The organism is Sphingomonas leidyi (assembly GCF_011761945.1).
Lineage (GTDB): Bacteria > Pseudomonadota > Alphaproteobacteria > Sphingomonadales > Sphingomonadaceae > Sphingomonas > Sphingomonas leidyi.
On record NZ_JAASQV010000002.1, the window covers coordinates 824,000 to 840,325 of the forward strand.

At 68.5% G+C, this 16,326-nt stretch carries 16 protein-coding genes and 1 tRNA gene; 14 read left to right on the forward strand and 3 right to left on the reverse strand.

The annotated features are described in order from the left end of the window. The first annotated feature begins 4 nt into the window (after window positions 1-4). The 4 genes from FHR20_RS13830 (at window position 5) to FHR20_RS23045 (ending at window position 2,934) form a co-directional block, all read left to right on the forward strand. Window positions 5-388 carry a Rid family hydrolase gene (locus tag FHR20_RS13830; protein ID WP_167300165.1) on the forward strand — a complete coding sequence of 128 codons (384 nt, stop codon included), beginning with the start codon at window positions 5-7 and terminating at the stop codon, window positions 386-388. Then, a complete protein-coding gene (gene rutD / locus FHR20_RS13835; protein ID WP_341786445.1) occupies window positions 388-1,182 on the forward strand; it encodes a pyrimidine utilization protein D in 795 nt (264 codons plus the stop codon). The genes FHR20_RS13830 and rutD overlap by 1 nt, the downstream gene beginning before the upstream one ends. A 3-nt stretch (window positions 1,183-1,185) precedes the next feature. Next, window positions 1,186-2,250, forward strand: a complete 1,065-nt coding sequence (gene rutA / locus FHR20_RS13840) for a pyrimidine utilization protein A (protein WP_167300166.1) — start codon at window positions 1,186-1,188, stop codon at window positions 2,248-2,250. Window positions 2,251-2,337: 87 nt separating this feature from the next. Then, entirely contained in the window at window positions 2,338-2,934 is a 597-nt protein-coding gene (locus tag FHR20_RS23045; protein ID WP_167300167.1) for an RcnB family protein, read from the forward strand. 112 nt (window positions 2,935-3,046) lie between these two features. Here FHR20_RS23045 and FHR20_RS13850 read toward each other — a convergent pair. Next, window positions 3,047-3,120, reverse strand: a tRNA-Gln gene (locus FHR20_RS13850). A gap of 179 nt (window positions 3,121-3,299) precedes the next feature. Between FHR20_RS13850 and FHR20_RS13855 the strand changes: the two genes are divergently transcribed. Genes FHR20_RS13855 through FHR20_RS13865 form a run of 3 tightly spaced genes read left to right on the forward strand, consistent with a single transcriptional unit; the run spans window position 3,300 to window position 5,366 of the window. Beyond that, complete coding sequence (locus FHR20_RS13855; RefSeq protein WP_425057383.1) at window positions 3,300-4,331, forward strand: Ppx/GppA phosphatase family protein; 1,032 nt, start codon at window positions 3,300-3,302, stop codon at window positions 4,329-4,331. A gap of 58 nt (window positions 4,332-4,389) precedes the next feature. Continuing rightward, on the forward strand, window positions 4,390-5,076 hold the full coding sequence (locus FHR20_RS13860) for an RlmE family RNA methyltransferase (RefSeq protein ID WP_167300169.1): 687 nt from the start codon (window positions 4,390-4,392) through the stop codon (window positions 5,074-5,076). After that, window positions 5,073-5,366, forward strand: coding sequence for a hypothetical protein (locus tag FHR20_RS13865; RefSeq protein ID WP_167300170.1), 294 nt, complete (start codon window positions 5,073-5,075; stop codon window positions 5,364-5,366). The genes FHR20_RS13860 and FHR20_RS13865 overlap by 4 nt, the downstream gene beginning before the upstream one ends. Before the next feature lie 146 nt (window positions 5,367-5,512). Here FHR20_RS13865 and rpoZ read toward each other — a convergent pair whose 3' ends face one another. Further along, window positions 5,513-5,857 (reverse strand): DNA-directed RNA polymerase subunit omega, encoded by a 345-nt coding sequence (gene rpoZ, locus FHR20_RS13870; RefSeq protein WP_086127653.1) that lies wholly within the window; start codon window positions 5,855-5,857, stop codon window positions 5,513-5,515. A 208-nt stretch (window positions 5,858-6,065) separates the two neighbouring features. Between rpoZ and FHR20_RS13875 the strand changes: the two genes are divergently transcribed. Next, window positions 6,066-7,235, forward strand: coding sequence for a phospholipase D-like domain-containing protein (locus FHR20_RS13875; protein ID WP_167300532.1), 1,170 nt, complete (start codon window positions 6,066-6,068; stop codon window positions 7,233-7,235). A 36-nt stretch (window positions 7,236-7,271) separates the two neighbouring features. Here the strand turns inward: FHR20_RS13875 and FHR20_RS13880 are convergent, their stop codons facing one another. Continuing rightward, window positions 7,272-7,733 carry an Lrp/AsnC family transcriptional regulator gene (locus FHR20_RS13880; RefSeq protein ID WP_167300171.1) on the reverse strand — a complete coding sequence of 154 codons (462 nt, stop codon included), beginning with the start codon at window positions 7,731-7,733 and terminating at the stop codon, window positions 7,272-7,274. A gap of 98 nt (window positions 7,734-7,831) precedes the next feature. On the opposite strand from FHR20_RS13880, the gene putA reads away from it, so the two are divergent. The 6 genes from putA (at window position 7,832) to FHR20_RS13910 (ending at window position 16,325) form a co-directional block, all read left to right on the forward strand. Beyond that, window positions 7,832-11,419 (forward strand): trifunctional transcriptional regulator/proline dehydrogenase/L-glutamate gamma-semialdehyde dehydrogenase, encoded by a 3,588-nt coding sequence (gene putA, locus FHR20_RS13885; protein ID WP_167300172.1) that lies wholly within the window; start codon window positions 7,832-7,834, stop codon window positions 11,417-11,419. 106 nt (window positions 11,420-11,525) lie between these two features. Further along, the gene (locus FHR20_RS13890) at window positions 11,526-12,446 is read left to right on the forward strand and encodes an NAD-dependent epimerase/dehydratase family protein (protein WP_167300173.1); all 921 of its coding nucleotides are present in this window, start codon (window positions 11,526-11,528) and stop codon (window positions 12,444-12,446) included. A 41-nt stretch (window positions 12,447-12,487) separates the two neighbouring features. Next, window positions 12,488-13,294: an undecaprenyl-diphosphate phosphatase gene (locus FHR20_RS13895; RefSeq protein ID WP_167300174.1), complete on the forward strand. Its 807-nt coding sequence runs from the start codon at window positions 12,488-12,490 to the stop codon at window positions 13,292-13,294. A gap of 123 nt (window positions 13,295-13,417) precedes the next feature. Beyond that, on the forward strand, window positions 13,418-14,854 hold the full coding sequence (locus FHR20_RS13900; protein WP_167300175.1) for an NAD(P)-dependent oxidoreductase: 1,437 nt from the start codon (window positions 13,418-13,420) through the stop codon (window positions 14,852-14,854). Window positions 14,855-14,871: 17 nt separating this feature from the next. Further along, window positions 14,872-15,564 (forward strand): DUF2059 domain-containing protein, encoded by a 693-nt coding sequence (locus FHR20_RS13905; RefSeq protein ID WP_167300176.1) that lies wholly within the window; start codon window positions 14,872-14,874, stop codon window positions 15,562-15,564. Beyond that, entirely contained in the window at window positions 15,564-16,325 is a 762-nt protein-coding gene (locus tag FHR20_RS13910; RefSeq protein WP_167300177.1) for a DUF2059 domain-containing protein, read from the forward strand. The genes FHR20_RS13905 and FHR20_RS13910 overlap by 1 nt, the downstream gene beginning before the upstream one ends. The last annotated feature ends 1 nt before the right edge of the window (window position 16,326 follow it).

Sequence of the window (16,326 nt, forward strand, 5' to 3'; positions counted from 1 at the left end):
GCCTATGTCGTTCGAGCCGATCAATCCGCCGCAATTTCCCACGCCGATCGCGCCCTATTCGGCCGGGGCGAAGGCCGGGAACACCGTCTATGTCTCGGGCGTGCTGGCGCTGGGCGAGGGCGGCGTGGTGCTCCATGTCGGCGACGTGGCGGGCCAGACGCGGCACGTGCTGGACGTGATCCGGACCACGCTGGAGGCAGCGGGGGCAAGGCTGGAGGACGTGGCGATGAACCACATCTTCCTGAAGGACTTCGCCGACTATCCCGTCTTCAACCAGATCTATGCCGAATATTTCCCCGGGGCCAAGCCGGCGCGCTACTGCATCCGGGCCGATCTGGTAAAGCCCGATTGCCTGGTCGAGATCGCCTCGGTGGCGCATATCGGCTGATGGACGCGGCGGGCCTCTACTATGAGTGGCATGGGCCGGAAGATGCGCCGCCACTGATCCTGTCCTCCGGCCTGGGCGGTTCGGCTTCCTATTGGGCGCCCAATCTGCCGGCACTGACCGAACGGTATCGCGTTCTCGTATATGATCACCGTGGCACCGGCCGGAGCCCCGGATCGCTTCCCGAAAATCTGACGATTGCCGACATGAGCGAGGAACTCCTCGCGTTGATGGATGCCCTCGATATCGGACGAGCGTCGATCATCGGTCATGCACTCGGCGGGTTGATCGCGCTGGACCTCGCGCTCACGCGTTCGCGTGTGGATCGAGTGGTCGTGATCAACGCGTGGGACGGGATGGATGGACTCGACCCACATACTGCGCGTTGTTTCGATGTGCGGCTGGACCTGCTGCGCCATGTGGGGCCGGCAGCGTATCTGAAAGCCCAGCCGCTGTTCCTCTATCCAGCCGGCTGGATATCGCTTCACACCGCGGAATTGGCGGTGGAAGCCGAGCATCAACTGGCGCATTTTCCGTCGCTGGAGGTGATCGAACGCCGGATTGCCGCGTTGCGCGCATGGCAGCTCTGGATCGACATCGGGACCTGGAACAAGTTGCTGATCATCGGCACCGCTGACGACATGCTGGTGCCGGTCGAGGCGAGCCGAAAGCTCGCCGCGTCGATGTGCGACGACGGCACCGTCCAATATGCCGAAATGAAATGGGGCGGCCATGCCTGCAACGTCACCGATCCCGAGAGTTTCAACCGCATCGTCCTCGATTTTCTCAGGAGCTGAATCATGGAAGTCGGCGTCTTCGTTCCCATCAACAACAATGGCTGGCTGATCAGCGAGAACGCGCCGCAGTACATGCCGAGCTTCGATCTCAACAAGGAGATCGCGCTGCGGGCCGAGAAGCACGGCCTGGATTTCCTGCTCTCGATGATCAAGCTGCGCGGCTTCGGCGGCAAGACCGAGTTCTGGGAATATGGGCTGGAGAGCTTCACGCTGATGGCCGGCCTCGCCGCCGTCACCGAGAAGATCAAGATCTATGCCACCTGCCCCACGCTCGTCATCCCGCCGGCCTTTGCCGCGCGCATGTGCAACACGATCGATTCGATCAGCCGTGGCCGCTTCGGGCTCAACCTGATCACCGGCTGGCAGCGCCCCGAATACAGCCAGATGGGACTGTGGCCGGGCGACGAGCATTTCCGCAACCGCTACCAGATGCTCGGCGAATATGCCCATATCCTGCGCGAGCTGTGGGAAACCGGCCGCAGCGACCTGAAGGGCGAATATTACCAGATGGACGATTGTCTCGTCCGCCCCACGCCCCAGGGCGAGATGAAGATCATCTGCGCCGGCTCGTCGGACGAGGGCCTCGCCTTCTCGGCCCGATGGGCGGACTATGCCTTCTGCCTCGGCAAGGGTGTCAACACGCCCACCGCCTTTGCCTTCAACAACGAGCGGCTCGCCGCCGCCACTGCGAAGACCGGGCGCGACGTGAAGGTGTTCGTGCTCGTCATGGTGATCGCCGACGAGACCGACGAGGCGGCCATGGCCAAGTGGAAGTCGTATAATGACGGCGTCGACATCGACGCGATCCGGTGGCTGATGGACCAGGGCGCGGCCGACAAGAACAATCCCACCACCAATGTCCGCCAGCTCGCCGCGCCGGAGGGGGCGGTCAACATCAACATGGGTACGCTGGTGGGCAGCTATGCGAGCGTCGCGCGCATGCTCGACGAGATGGCAGCGGTGCCGAACACGGGCGGCGTGCTGCTCACCTTCGACGATTTCCTGGAGGGCGTCGAGAATTTCGGCACGCGCATCCAGCCGCTGATGAGGAGCCGCGCCGGGCGCTGAGCCGGAACGTGCAGCCTTTCCGATGCTCGGTCGTTTCGGTGTCGGGCCAACGGGGATCTCGACCTCCCTCAAAGCCGGAGAGAAAGCATGAAGAAGCTGACTTCCCTCGCCGCACTGGCGATTCTCCTCGCACCGCCGCTCGCCGAAGCGCAGCAGCAGCGCCCCGGCGACCGTGGCGATCGCCAGGATCGTCCCGATCGTCCGGGGCGCCCGGATCGCCCGGGCCAACCGGGTCAGCGCCCGCCCTCGGGCGGCCCCGGCGGGCCCGGCCGCCCCAATCCCGGCCAGCCGGGCGTCCGGCCGCCCGGGCCCGGCCCGTCGCAGCCCGGCCGCCCCGGGACGCGTCCGCCCGCTCCCCGGCCACCGGTGGCGCGTCCGCCCGCGCCGCGGCCCCCGATCGCGCGCCCGCCGCACCGCCCCGGTATCGGCCGCCCGCCCAATTTCCGGCCGATCCATCGCCCGCCCTTCAGCTATCCGCGCGGCTATCGCTATCAGCGCTGGTCGATCGGCGGGCTGCTGCCGCTGATCTTCCTGTCGAACAATTATTATTATGACGGCTGGTACGATATGGGCCTGGGCGCGCCGCCTCCGGGCTATCGCTGGGTGCGCTACGGGCCGGACCTGCTGCTGGTGAACGTGCGGACCCGCCGTGTGGTCGACGTGATCTACGGCGCCTTCTATTGATCGCGGAGGACGCGGTCCGAACCCGGATCGCGTCCTTCCCGCCTTTCCTGGAAACCAGGACCGGGTGCGCCGACGCGCGTGCCGGCGGCGGGGTTGCCGATGGGGGGAGAAGTGGATGCCCCGTGAGGATTCGAACCTCAATTAACGGAGTCAGAGTCCGTGGTCTTACCTTTAGACGACGGGGCATCACGCGGCATTACGGCCGGCAGGCGGGGCGCAATAGGGCGGCCGCGCGGCGCTGTCAACGGGCCCCGCCTTGCCCCCGACCCCGGTCTCCGCTAGCCTCGCTTTCAAGCACCGGCGGCGAAAAGCCGTGACGGAACAGAACATAAGCGAGTGATACGATGGGGGATGGCACCGCCAATATGCCCCGCGGCCGTGGTTCCGGAAAAATCCGGAGAGCTCCGCCGCCCATGGAGCGGCCGATGCGCGGCCGGCCGGGCGACGCGCGCCACTATGCGGCACTGGACCTCGGCACCAATAATTGCCGCCTGCTGATCGCGCGCCCACAGGGTTCGGGCTTTGCGGTGGTCGACGCGTTCTCGCGCATCGTCCGCCTCGGCGAGGGCCTGGCCACCAGCGGCCAGCTCTCCGACGCGGCGATCGAGCGCACCATCGCGGCGCTGCGGATCTGCGCCGAGAAGCTGAAGCGCCGCCATGTGATCCTCGCCCGCTCGGTGGCGACCGAGGCGTGCCGCCAAGCCTCGAACGGCGCCGAGTTCATCGAGCGGGTCTATCGCGAAACGGGCATCGCGCTCGACATCATCACCGCCGAGGAAGAGGCGCGGCTTGCCGTGCTGGGCTGCCACGCGCTGCTCGAGCCCGGCGACGGCCCGGCACTGGTGTTCGACATCGGCGGCGGCTCGACCGAGCTGGTGCTGGTCGATTCGCGCGGCGAAGTGCCCCGCATCCTCGACTGGCACAGCGCGCGCTGGGGCGTGGTCTCGCTCACCGAGGCGTCGGGCGTCGCCGCGACGGTCGAGGAACGCGCCGCGCTCTATGCGAACATGCGCGCCCGCGTGGCCGAGAGCTTCGCCCCCTTCGCCAAGCGCCTGCGCACCCCGCGCGGCACGCGCCGGCTGCTCGGCACGTCGGGCACGGTCACCACGCTCGCCAGCGTGCATCTGGGCCTGGCCGCCTATGACCGGTCGGTGGTCGACGGGCTGATCGTCCCCGCCCCCGCGATGCGCGAAGTGAGCCAGCGGATCGCGGGGATGAGCATGGCCGAACGCAGCCAGGTGCCGTGCATCGGCTCGGAGCGGGCCGATCTCGTCGTCGCCGGCTGCGCTATCCTCGAGACGATTCTCGATCTATGGCCGGCCGAACGGCTGGGCATCGCCGATCGCGGCATCCGCGAGGGCATATTGCGCCGCCTGATCAACGGGAGAATCTTGTGACGTTGTCCGTTGACGGGGCCGGCACGCTCGGCCAGCCCGGCCCAGCAGGAACGAAGATATGAGCAGAGGCGGCGGACGCGGCCATACCCGCGTGCTGACGGCGCGAAAGCGCACGGCCCAGTCGACGCGCTGGCTCGAGCGCCAGCTCAACGATCCGTACGTCAAGCGCGCCAAGGCCGAGGGCTATCGCAGCCGCGCGGCCTATAAGCTGATCGAGCTCGACGAGAAGTTCGGCTTCCTGAAGGGCAAGAAGCGCGTGGTCGACCTCGGCATCGCGCCGGGCGGCTGGACCCAGGTGGTACGCCGCCGGCTGCCCAAGGCGCCGGTTGTCGGCATCGACCTGCTGCCCGTCGATCCGATCGACGGCGCCGTGATCCTGCAGATGGACTTCATGGACGATGCCGCCCCCGACCGCCTGATCGAGGAGTTGGGCGGCGCGCCCGATCTGATCGTGTCGGACATGGCGGCCAACACCGTCGGCCATCCGCAGACCGATGCACTTCGCACCATGGGCCTGGTCGAGACTGCGCTCGATTTCGCGATCCAGGTGCTCGAGCCGGGCGGCGATTTCGTCGCCAAGGTGTTTGCCGGCGGCGCCGATTCGACGCTGGTGGCGGAGATGAAGCGCAACTTCGCCACGGTGAAGCACGCCAAGCCGCCGTCGAGCCGCAAGGGCTCGGTGGAATGGTTCGTGGTGGCGCAGGGCTTCAAGGGGCGGGCCAAGGCGGAAGCGGCCGAGGAATGAATCCGCTTGCCACTCTGCTCTGGACCGTGGCGATCGCGCTGCTCGGCCTGAAGCTGGTGGCGACGGTCGTCCTGCTGCGCCGTCCGCCCGAGGCGCGCCTTGCCGATCGGCGGGGCCTCCGGCTGTGGTGGGCGACCAAGATCGCCCCGGTGTGCGCCGTGCCCTGCATGATCGCCGCGGCGCTGGTCGAGCATCACCGCGCCGGGCTGTGGATATGGTCGCTGATGATGGTGTTCGTGGCCGTCGCGGTGCCGCTCAAGGTCTGGCGGCGCTTCGGGCACGTGGGCTAGGGTGGGGGGCGCACTCTCCGCCGTCATCCCCGCGCAGGCGGGCCCCGATCAACAGGCGCGAATGCAATCAAGGTCCTGATCCGACCACCAAAGCAAAAGGGCCGGAGTTGCCCCCGGCCCCTTGCGAAGTGCAGCGAATCGCCGGCTCAGCCGTCGTAGTCGCCGCCCAGATTCTGGTTGCGCGGCGGGGCAGCGGCAGTGAGGCGCAGCGCCTCGGCCGAAGCCGCGATCGAGCCGACTTCGTCCGGCGCTTCTTCGTCGTCGATCTGCACGCGCTGCAGGCTCGAGACCACGGCCTCTTCGAGGTGAGTCGGCCGAATCGTCTCTTCCGCGATCTCGCGGAGCGCCACGACCGGGTTCTTGTCGCGGTCGCGATCGAGAGTCAGATCGGCGCCGCCCGAGATCTGGCGGGCGCGCTGCGCCGCGAACAGCACGAGATCGAAACGGTTGGGAACCTTGTCGACGCAATCTTCGACAGTGACGCGCGCCATCTACGCTTCCTTGAAAAACGGAGTGTCCGGGAAAGGCGGCGACTTAGGGTCCGGCTGTGGAAAAGTCAAGAAAATGGGCCTTGCGCCCGCGCGGCGAACCGAATCGCGCGCGGCGCGTTGGGAACGCCATCGCAACGATGCCCGCGGAGTCCCCTTGGAAGCGCTCGCCCCCCTTGCCCCCGTGCCCATGGTCCCGCATCACCCGGCGATGCGCTTCACCCAGCCGAGCTACACCGTCGACGGCAACCGGCTGACGCTGCTGCCCGACGGGCCCGAGCGGCTGGAGGCGCTGCTCGACCTGATGCGCCGCGCCGAACGGACGCTCCGGGTGCTCTACTATATCTATGTCGACGATGCGGCCGGCGCCGCGGTGCGCCAGGCGCTGCTGGACGCGGCGGCGCGCGGCGTGAAGGTGAGCCTGATCGTCGACGGGCTGGGCAGCGAGCATGCCCAGAGCCATGGCTTCTTCGATCCGCTCCATGCGGCCGGCGTCGACGTCTGCCGCTTCGTGCCGCGCTGGGGCCGGCGCTATCTGCTCAGGAACCATCAGAAGCTCGCGCTCGCCGACGAGGCGCGGGTGATCGTCGGCGGATTCAACATAGAGGACAGTTATTTCGGCACGATCGAGCAGGCCGCCTGGCGGGATCTGGGGCTGCTGATCGAAGGTCCGGCGGCGGGCCGCCTGGTCGGCTATTATGATGCGCTGTCGAACTGGGCCCGGCGGCCGCGCGGCAGCCTGCGCAGGCTGGCGAAGACGCTGCGGGCGTGGAGCGAGCCCGAGGGCGCCACGCGCTGGCTGCTCGGCGGCCCGATGCGCCGGCTCTCCCCCTGGGCGCGCGAAGTGAAGCGCGACATGGAGCGGGCGCAGTCGATCGACATCATGGCTGCCTATTTCGCACCCAATCCGGCGATGCTCCGCCGGCTCGACCGGGCCGGCCTGCGCGGGCGGGTGCGGCTGATATTGCCGTCCAGGCTCGATCATGGCGCCGCGATCTGGGCGGCGCGCTTCACTTATGCCGGGCTGCTCAGGAAGCGCGTGCAGATCTACGAATACCAGCCGACCAAGCTCCACGCGAAGCTGTTCCTGCTCGACGACGTGGTGAATATCGGCTCGGCCAATTTCGACATCCGCTCGATGTTCCTCAATCTCGAACTGATGTTCCGCGTCGAGGATCCCGCCTTCGCCGCCTATGTCCGCGCATTCGTCGATGGCGAGGTGGCGCATTCGGAGCGGATCACGCCCGAACTCTACAAGGCGCGCACGGGCCCCTGGACGCGGATCAAGCAGGCGGCAGCCTATTTCGTGATGGCGGTGCTCGACTACAATGTCACGCGCCGGCTCAATTTCGGCCCGCGGGGCGCGCGGCCGCAGGGCTAGGGCACGGCGGCGAACGGCGAAGCCGTCATCCCCGACCTAGTCCTTGATCGTCTCCATCGCGACATAGGTCGAGGTGCTGGCGACATGGGGCAGGCTCGATATCTTCTCGCCCAGCACGATCCGATATCGGCGGATGTCGGCGGTGCGCACCTTCAGCAGATAGTCGAAGTTGCTCGCGAGCATGTGGCATTCCTCCACCTCGGGGATGCGCCGAACCGCCGCGTTGAATTCCTGCAGCGCCTTTTCGCGCGTGTCGGCCAGCTTGACCTCGGTGAAGGCGATATGGTCGAGGCCCAGCCGCGCGGGATCGACGATCGCGCGGAAGCCGCGGATCACTCCGGCATCGGTCAGCCGCTTGAGCCGCACCTGGGCCGGGGTCTTGGAAAGCCCCACCTGCCTGGCCAGTTCGGTCACCGTCATCCGGCCGTCCGCGGCCAGCGCGGCAACGATCTTGCGGTCGAACTCGTCCAATTCGACTGTCGCGGGGGGCTTTTTCATGAATTCCGCCTAGCAGGTGGCCGTCAATATGGCGATTCCGCCTGTGATTCGCCTTTCAAAAGTCTGATCGACCTGGACAAGCGGCGTATCATGGCGGGATGACCCAGCCCGCGCCCTTCGCCGCCTTCGCTCCGCCCGTCCGCGAACCGACTCCGCTCCGCCGGGCGATCACCGCCGCCTATCGCCTCGACGAGCGCGCGGCGGTGGCGCCGCTGCTGGAAGCGGCGACGCTCGATCCCGCCACCCGCGCCGCGATCCGCGAGACGGCGACGCGGCTGGTCACCGGCCTGCGCGCCCGGCGCCGCGGCGGCGCGGTAGAATCGCTGGTGCAGGAATATGCCCTGTCGAGCGAGGAGGGCGTGGCGCTGATGTGCCTGGCGGAGGCGCTGCTCCGCATCCCCGACGATGCCACGCGCGACGCGCTGATCCGCGACAAGATCGCCGATGGCGACTGGCGCGCGCATCTCGGCGGCAAGTCGCTGTTCGTCAATGCGGCGACCTGGGCGCTGGTGGTGACGGGCAAGCTGGTCGACAGCGTCGACGATCGCGGGCTGGGCGCCGCGCTGATGCGCCTCGTCGCGCGCGCCGGCGAGCCGGTGATCCGCCGCGCGATCGATCTGGCGATGCGGATGATGGGCGAGCAGTTCGTCACCGGCGAGACGATCGCCGAGGCGCTGAAGCGCGCGCGCCACGAAGAGGCCAAGGGCTTTCGCTACAGCTATGACATGCTCGGCGAGGCGGCGACCACCGGGGCGGATGCCGAGCGCTATTATCGCGATTACGAGAACGCCATCCATGCGATCGGCACGGCGTCGAACGGGCGCGGCGTCTATGCGGGGCCGGGCATCTCGATCAAGCTCTCGGCGCTCCACCCGCGCTATGGCCGTGCCCAGGCGGACCGGGTGATGGGCGAGCTGCTCCCCCGGGTGAAGACGCTGGCGGTGCTGGCGCGGCGCTATGATATCGGACTCAACATCGATGCCGAGGAAGCCGACCGGCTCGAAATCTCGCTCGACCTGCTGGAGAGCCTGGCGCTGGATCCCGACCTGGCCGGCTGGGACGGGCTCGGCTTCGTCGTCCAGGCCTATGGCAAGCGCTGCCCCTTCGTGATCGACTGGATCGTCGACCTTGCCGGGCGGGCCGGGCGGCGGATCATGGTCCGGCTGGTCAAGGGCGCCTATTGGGACGCGGAGATCAAGCGCGCCCAGGTCGACGGGCTGCGCGATTTCCCGGTCTATACCCGCAAGCCGCATACCGATGTGGCGTACATCGCCTGTGCGCGGAAGCTGCTCGCGGCGGGTGCGCGGGTCTTTCCGCAATTCGCCACGCACAATGCCCAGACGCTGGCGACGATCTACCGGCTCGCCGGGCCGGACTTCGCGCTGGGCCAATATGAGTTCCAGTGCCTGCACGGCATGGGCGAGCCGCTGTACGAGCAGGTGGTGGGCGCGGCGAAGCTGGATCGCCCCTGCCGCATCTATGCGCCGGTCGGCACGCATGAGACGCTTCTGGCCTATCTTGTGCGCCGCTTGCTGGAGAATGGCGCCAACTCCTCCTTCGTGAATCGTATCGCGGATCCCGAAATTCCCGTTTCGGAGCTGGTCGCGGACCCTGTCGAGACGGTGCGCGCGATGCCCGATCCGGGCGCGCATCACGACAGGATCGCGCTTCCCGCGACGCTCTATCCGGACCGCCGCAACTCGGACGGCATCGATCTGAGTGACGAGACTGCGCTCACGGAGCTGACTCAGGCGCTCCAGCATAGTGCGACGATCGCATGGCGGGCGGTCCCGGCCGATGGGCAGGGAGTGGGGCGCAAGATATTGAATCCCGCGGATAATCGTGACGAGGTCGGCGCCGTGGTCGAGATCTCGCCCGAGGCGGCGGCCGCCGCGGTCGCGCGTGCCGCGGCCTCTGGCTGGGGCGCCACCCCGGTCGCCGAACGCGCTGCGATGCTCGAGCGCGCCGCCGATGCGATGCAGGCGCAAATGCCGGTGCTGCTCGGCCTGATCGTGCGCGAAGCAGGCAAATCGCTGCCCAATGCCATTGCGGAGGTACGCGAAGCGATTGATTTCCTGCGCTATTATGCGGCGCGTGCACGTGCGACCTTCGGCGCTGCCCAGCTGCCGCTGGGTCCGGTCGTCTGCATCAGCCCGTGGAATTTCCCGCTGGCGATCTTCACCGGCCAGGTGGCGGCGGCGCTGGTGGCGGGCAATCCGGTGCTCGCCAAGCCGGCCGAGGAGACTCCCCTGATCGCCGCCCAGGCAGTGGCGCTGCTCCACGCGGCGGGCGTCCCCGCCGACGCGCTCCAGCTGGTTCCCGGCGACGGCGCGATCGGCGCGGCGCTGGTCGGCGCGGCCGCGACCGCCGGCGTGATGTTCACCGGCTCGACCGAAGTGGCCCGCCTGATCCAGCGCCAGCTCGCCCCGCGCCTGTCCCCGGCCGGCCGGCCGATTCCGCTGGTGGCGGAGACCGGCGGCCAGAACGCAATGATCGTCGATTCCTCCGCGCTAGCCGAGCAGGTCGTCGCCGACGTCATCGCCTCGGCGTTCGACAGCGCGGGCCAGCGCTGTTCGGCGCTCCGGATCCTGTGCCTGCAGGAAGAGGTTGCCGATCGCACGCTGACGATGCTCAAGGGCGCGCTCAGGGAATTGCGCATCGGCCGCACCGACGCGCTCAACGTCGATACCGGCCCGGTGATCACCGCCGAGGCGCGCGACACTATCGAGCGCCATGTCGCGACGATGCGCGCGCGGGGCCACCGCATCGAGCAGCAGGACCTGCCGGCCGCGACCGGGCACGGCACCTTCGTGCCGCCGACCATCATCGAGATCGATGCGATCGCCGATGTCGAGCGCGAGGTGTTCGGCCCGGTGCTCCACGTGCTGCGCTATCGCCGCGACGACCTGCCGGCGCTGATCGATGCGATCAACGCCACCGGCTATGGCCTCACCTTCGGCCTGCACACCCGGCTCGACGAGACGGTCGCCGAAGTGACCGCGCGGGTGAAGGCGGGCAATCTCTATGTGAACCGCAACGTGATCGGCGCGATCGTCGGGGTGCAGCCCTTTGGCGGGCGGGGGCTTTCGGGCACCGGCCCCAAGGCGGGCGGGCCGCTCTATCTCGGCCGGCTGGTGGGCGCGGCGCCGGTTGCGATCGCGCCCATGGGATCGGCCGGGACGCCGCTGGGCGAATTCGCCGCCTGGCTCGATGCCCAGGGCGAAGTGCGGGCTGCCGATGCGGCGCGGCGCTATGGCGCGGCCTCGGCACTCGGCTTCGAGCGCGAGCTGCCGGGGCCGGTGGGCGAGCGCAACCTCTATGCGCTCCATCCGCGCGGCCGCATCCTGATGCGCCCCGTGACGGTGGCCGGCCTGTATGACCAGATGGCCGCGGTGCTGGCGACGGGCAACAAGGGCAGGCTCGACGGGATGGCGTTGCCCCATGGCCTGCCGCCCCGGGTCGCCGCGGCCTTCGTGCCGGATGCGGCGGAGCCCCTCGCCGCGGCACTGGTCGAAGGGGACGTCGTGGCGGTGGCCCGGGAACTGGCGGCGATGGACGGACCGATCGTCCCGCTGCTGGCAACGGGCGAATCCGGCTATCCGATCGAGCTGCTGCTCGAGGAAGTATCGATCTCGATCAACACCACCGCGGCGGGGGGCAATGCCAGCCTGATGACGATCGGCTGATCCGGTCCGTCCTGCCCGGTGCCATCCGGCGCTTGCCTCTCCGTCCGCCGCGCGGCATGGGGTGAGGCTCGGCCGGCAGGCAGGTTTCAGTTCCAGGACCAAGGGCATGAAGGACAAACTCATAGTGCTGATCGGCGGCGGCGGATTCGTCGGCCGCTATGTGGCGCAGGAACTGCTCGCCGCGGGCGCGCGCCTGCGAATCGCCCAGCGCCGGCCGCGCGATGCCTGGTTCCTCAAGCCGCTGGGCGGCCTGGGCCAGACCCAGTTCGTCGCCGCCGACGTGACTCGGCCCGAAACGATCGCCGCCGCGGTCGCCGGCGCCGATGCGGTGGTGAACCTGGCGGGCGTGCTCAAGGGCGATTTCGACGGCGTCAACACTGCCGGCGCGCGCACCGTCGCCACTGCGGCCAGGGCGGCCGGTGTCGCATCGCTCGTCCATTTCTCCGCGCTTGGCGCCGAGGGGGATTCGGCTTCCGCCTATGGCCGTTCCAAGGCGGCGGGCGAGGCCGCGGTGCGGCAGGCCTTTCCGGAAGCCGTGATCCTGCGTCCTTCCTTTGTCTTCGGGCGCGAGGACCAGTTCACCAACCGGTTCGCTGCGATGCTCGGCATGGGGCCGGTGGTGCCGGTGCTGCGCGCCGGCGTGCGTTTCCAGCCGGTCTATGTCGTCGACGTCGCCCGGGCGGTGGCGGCGGTGCTCGCCGCGCCGGAGCAGTCCGCGGGCCAGGCCTATGCGCTGGGCGGGCCCGACACGCTGACCATGGCCGAACTCCTCCACTGGCTCGCCGGCGCGACCGGCCACAAGCCGGCCTTTGCCGAACTGCCCGATCCGCTCGGCGCGCTGATCGCCATGTTGCCCGGCACGCCGATCACGCGCGACCAGTGGCGCATGCTCCAGGCGGACAATGTCGCGGGCGATGCGCCGGGGCTCGCGGCGCTCGGCATCGTGCCGACGCCGCTCGCCAGCGTCGCCTCGACTTGGCTCGTCCGCTATCGCCGCAACGGCCGCTTCGCCAGGCTGGCCGCCTGAACATCTTCTCGCGCCGCCGGCGCATCGGAGCATAGCCAAGCATGAGCGAAACCCTGGTTGCGATCCTCCTCGGCATTGTCGAGGGGATCACCGAATTCCTGCCGGTCTCCTCGACCGGCCATCTGATCCTCGCGTCCGAGCTGCTCGGCTATGACGCCGCCACCTGGGCGATGTTCAATGTCGTCATCCAGCTCGGCGCCATCCTGGCGGTAGTGGTGCTCTACTGGCGGACCTTCTGGGCGGTGGCCTCCGGCCTCCTCCGGATGAACCCGGTCTCGTGGCGCTTCACCCGCAACCTGCTCGTCGCCTTCATCCCCGCCGCGGTGATCGGCCTCGCGCTCCATTCGAAGATCGAGGTGCTGCTCGGCGAGCCGATGGTGGTCGCCTGGGCACTGGTGATCGGCGGCATCGCGATCCTGGTGATCGAGCGGCTGGTGAAGTCCGCGACGATCCATGGCATCGCCGAGATCCCGTTGGTCCGGGTGATCGGCATCGGTTTCATCCAGTGCATCGCGATGATCCCGGGCGTAAGCCGTTCGGGGGCGACGATCATGGGCGCGCTCAGCCTGGGCGTGGAGCGGCGCACCGCCGCCGAGTTCAGCTTCTTCCTCGCCATCCCCACGATGCTGGGCGCCACCACGCTCGAGCTGCTCAAGAATCACGACGCGATCGCCTCGGCCCGCGTGGGATGGGACGAGATCGGCATCGGCTTCGTCACTGCCTTCGTCGTCGCGATCGTCGTCATCAAATGGTTCGTCGGCATCGTCTCGAAACATGGTTTCGCGCCCTTTGCCTGGTACCGCATCATCGCCGGCATCGGGGCGATCGTCTGGCTCTCGATGCGGTAAGGTCCGTACCGGCCCTAAAATGGCGTAAGAATATTTCAAATTCAGGCCGGCGACGCAGAAAAACCTAATATAGGTCAGCTTTGCTGACTTTTATCGACTCGCTTGCGGCGTTAGCGCGGCCGCATGGCGGAAACGATGCTCAAATTCGTTGGAACGGCGCAGGCTTATCCAAGCAAGCGCGGGGCGGAACTGCGCGCGGAGGATTTCCGCGAGATCGCGGATCGCTACGCGGTGCCCACGGCCGAGGAACAGGCCAGCCGCTGCTCGCAATGCGGCGTGCCCTATTGCTCGGTGCATTGCCCGCTGCACAATCACATCCCGGACTGGCTGCGCCTCACGGCGGAGGGGCGCCTGCGCGAAGCCTATGCGCTGTCGAACAGCACTTCGACCATGCCGGAGATCTGCGGCCGCATCTGCCCCCAGGACCGGCTGTGCGAGGGCAATTGCGTCATCGAATTCTCCGGCCATGGTGCGGTCACCATCGGCTCGGTCGAGAAGTTCATCACCGACACCGCCTGGGAAGAGGGCTGGGTCGAGCCGGTGGCGGTGGGCCCGGCGCGCGGCCAGTCGGTCGGCATCGTCGGCGCGGGGCCGGCGGGCCTGGCGGCGGCCGAGTATCTGCGCGAATATGGCTATGAGGTGCATGTCTATGACCGGCACGATCGCGCCGGCGGACTGCTCACCTACGGCATTCCGGGCTTCAAGCTCGAGAAGCAGATCGTCATGCGCCGGATCGAGCGGCTCGAACAGGGCGGGATCGTCTTTCACCTGGGCTTCGCGGTCGGCCGGGAAGCGAGCCTCGACGATCTGCGCAAGCGGCATGATGCGCTGCTGATCGCCACCGGCGTCTACAAGGCGCGCGGCATCCAGGCGCCGGGCATCGGCGCGACGGGAATCGTCGAGGCGCTCGACTATCTCACGGCTTCAAACCGCAAGGGCTTCGGCGATGCGGTCCCGGCCTTTGACGACGGCAGCCTCGATGCGAACGGCAAGCATGTCGTGGTGATCGGCGGCGGCGACACCGCGATGGACTGCGTCCGCACTGCCGTTCGCCAGGGCGCGGCCTCGGTGAAGTGCCTTTATCGCCGCGACCGGGCGAACATGCCCGGCTCGCAGCGCGAGACCGCCAATGCCGAGGAGGAGGGCGTCGAGTTCGTCTGGCTCTCGGCTCCCGAAGCCTTTGACGGTGGCGACCGGGTCAGCGGCGTGCGGGCCACGCGCATGCGGCTGGGTGCGCCCGACGCCTCGGGCCGTCGCGCGCCCGAACTCGATCCGGGCGGTGCCTTCCAGCTCCAGGCGGATCTGGTGATCAAGGCGCTGGGCTTCGAGCCCGAGGACCTGCCGCGCCTGTTCGGTGCCGAGGGGCTGGGCGTCACGCGCTGGGGCACGCTGCGCACGGACGGGCGCACGATGATGACCAGCCTCGACGGCGTTTTCGCGGCCGGCGATATTGTCCGTGGCGCGAGTCTGGTCGTCTGGGCGATTCGCGACGGCCGCGACGTGGCGGCGCACATGCATGCCTGGATGCGCGCCCGCGCCGATGCGGCACGGGCTGCTTGATAAGGTTGTCGATGCCCATGAAGCCCTTCCTCCTGGCCCTTGCCCTGGGCGCCGCCGCACCGACCCCGGCTTCGGCGTTCGCCGCCGCGCCGGTTGCTGCGCCGGTCGCCGACACCGATGTCCAGAGGCTCGTCGCATTGCTGGCGCCGGACGAGGCGGTCACCCGGCTGGCCGGCAAGGCCTTCGACACCGGCATGGATCGGCAGATCGCCGCCAATCCCGAGCGCAAGGCAGCCTATGCCGCCGATCCCGCGATGCGCCAGGCGGTGGGCGGCCAGCTGCGCGCGCAGTTCGCGTCGGCGCTGGTCGCCGCGCTCCCCTCGCTGCGCGCGGAGATCGAGGGCATCCTCAGGACCGCGCTGACCCCCGCCGAGGTGACCGACATGCTCGCCTTTTTCGGCAGCCCCACCGGCCAGAAGGTGCGCGCCGAAGCCTATGAGAGGATGGGCAGCGCGCCGGGCCAGTCTCCGCAGGAGATGCAGCAGGCGGCGATCGCCGCGGTGATGGCAAAGATGACCGCGGAGGATTATCCCGCGCTGATGGCGTTCGCCGGCAGCACGGCGTCGCAGAAGATGGGCACGGTCAATCCCAGGATCTCGGCGGCGAGCCAGGCCTGGGCGGACAGGCTGATCGCGGCCAATCTCCCGAAGCTGAAGGCGCTGGAGGACAAGCTGGCGGCGGACTATCGCGCAAGGAAGGGCGGCAAGTGATGCGCCCGTCCTTCCTTGCCGCCTTCCTGCTGTTCGCCGGCAGCGGCGCCGTGCAGGCGCAGACGGTGCCGCAACCCGCGCCAGCCGCGCCGGCGCTCGGTCCGGTCGATCCCGCTCGCCTGGCCGTGGCCGATCGTCTCGTCGCCAAGCTGCTGCCGGCCGGCATCTACAAGCAGCTGTTCGACAAGAGCTTCAACGCGATGATGGACAAGATCGTCGGCCAGGTGGGCGAGATGCCGGTCGCCAAGCTGGCGCAGATGGGCGGAGTCACCGAGGCGCAGGCCCAGGCGCTGGGTGCCGTCAAGATGCGCGAGATCATGGAGATCTACGATCCGGCCTGGCGGGAGCGCCAGCGCCGCACGATGCAGGTCATCACCGCCGGCATGGGCGACATCATGACCAGGGTCGAACCGAAGGCGCGGGTCGCATTGGCCAGGGCCTATGCCCGCGAGTTCAGCGGTGCCGAGCTCGAGGATCTCGATCGCTATTTCGCCACGCCGGCGGGCGCCCATTATGCGTCGCGCGCGCTCCTCATCGCCATGGGGCCGGACATGATGGAGGCGATGAACGCGATCATGCCCGAATTGACGGACGCGATGCCCGGCCTGGTCCGGAAGGCGCAGGCTGCGACTGCCGACCTGCCGGCGGTGCGCACCAAGGGCGACCTGTCGCCCGCAGAACGCAAGAAGCTCGCCGAACTGTTCGGCGTCGATCCCGAAACGCTCGAAGACCATGCGTCTTCGTCGACCGGCACGGAGTAGT

Excerpts from the sequence above, each read along its gene's own strand:
- rpoZ (WP_086127653.1), bottom strand. The coding sequence starts at position 5,857 with ATGGCGCGCGTCACTGTCGAAGATTGCGTCGACAAGGTTCCCAACCGT.
- FHR20_RS13880 (WP_167300171.1), bottom strand. The coding sequence starts at position 7,733 with ATGAAAAAGCCCCCCGCGACAGTCGAATTGGACGAGTTCGACCGCAAG.
- FHR20_RS13855 (WP_425057383.1), top strand. The coding sequence starts at position 3,300 with ATGCCCCGCGGCCGTGGTTCCGGAAAAATCCGGAGAGCTCCGCCGCCC.
- FHR20_RS13865 (WP_167300170.1), top strand. The coding sequence starts at position 5,073 with ATGAATCCGCTTGCCACTCTGCTCTGGACCGTGGCGATCGCGCTGCTC.
- FHR20_RS13910 (WP_167300177.1), top strand. The coding sequence starts at position 15,564 with ATGCGCCCGTCCTTCCTTGCCGCCTTCCTGCTGTTCGCCGGCAGCGGC.
- FHR20_RS13900 (WP_167300175.1), top strand. The coding sequence starts at position 13,418 with ATGGCGGAAACGATGCTCAAATTCGTTGGAACGGCGCAGGCTTATCCA.
- FHR20_RS13905 (WP_167300176.1), top strand. The coding sequence starts at position 14,872 with ATGAAGCCCTTCCTCCTGGCCCTTGCCCTGGGCGCCGCCGCACCGACC.
- putA (WP_167300172.1), top strand. The coding sequence starts at position 7,832 with ATGACCCAGCCCGCGCCCTTCGCCGCCTTCGCTCCGCCCGTCCGCGAA.
- rutD (WP_341786445.1), top strand. The coding sequence starts at position 388 with ATGGACGCGGCGGGCCTCTACTATGAGTGGCATGGGCCGGAAGATGCG.
- rutA (WP_167300166.1), top strand. The coding sequence starts at position 1,186 with ATGGAAGTCGGCGTCTTCGTTCCCATCAACAACAATGGCTGGCTGATC.
- FHR20_RS13860 (WP_167300169.1), top strand. The coding sequence starts at position 4,390 with ATGAGCAGAGGCGGCGGACGCGGCCATACCCGCGTGCTGACGGCGCGA.
- FHR20_RS13890 (WP_167300173.1), top strand. The coding sequence starts at position 11,526 with ATGAAGGACAAACTCATAGTGCTGATCGGCGGCGGCGGATTCGTCGGC.
- FHR20_RS23045 (WP_167300167.1), top strand. The coding sequence starts at position 2,338 with ATGAAGAAGCTGACTTCCCTCGCCGCACTGGCGATTCTCCTCGCACCG.
- FHR20_RS13830 (WP_167300165.1), top strand. The coding sequence starts at position 5 with ATGTCGTTCGAGCCGATCAATCCGCCGCAATTTCCCACGCCGATCGCG.
- FHR20_RS13875 (WP_167300532.1), top strand. The coding sequence starts at position 6,066 with ATGCGCTTCACCCAGCCGAGCTACACCGTCGACGGCAACCGGCTGACG.
- FHR20_RS13895 (WP_167300174.1), top strand. The coding sequence starts at position 12,488 with ATGAGCGAAACCCTGGTTGCGATCCTCCTCGGCATTGTCGAGGGGATC.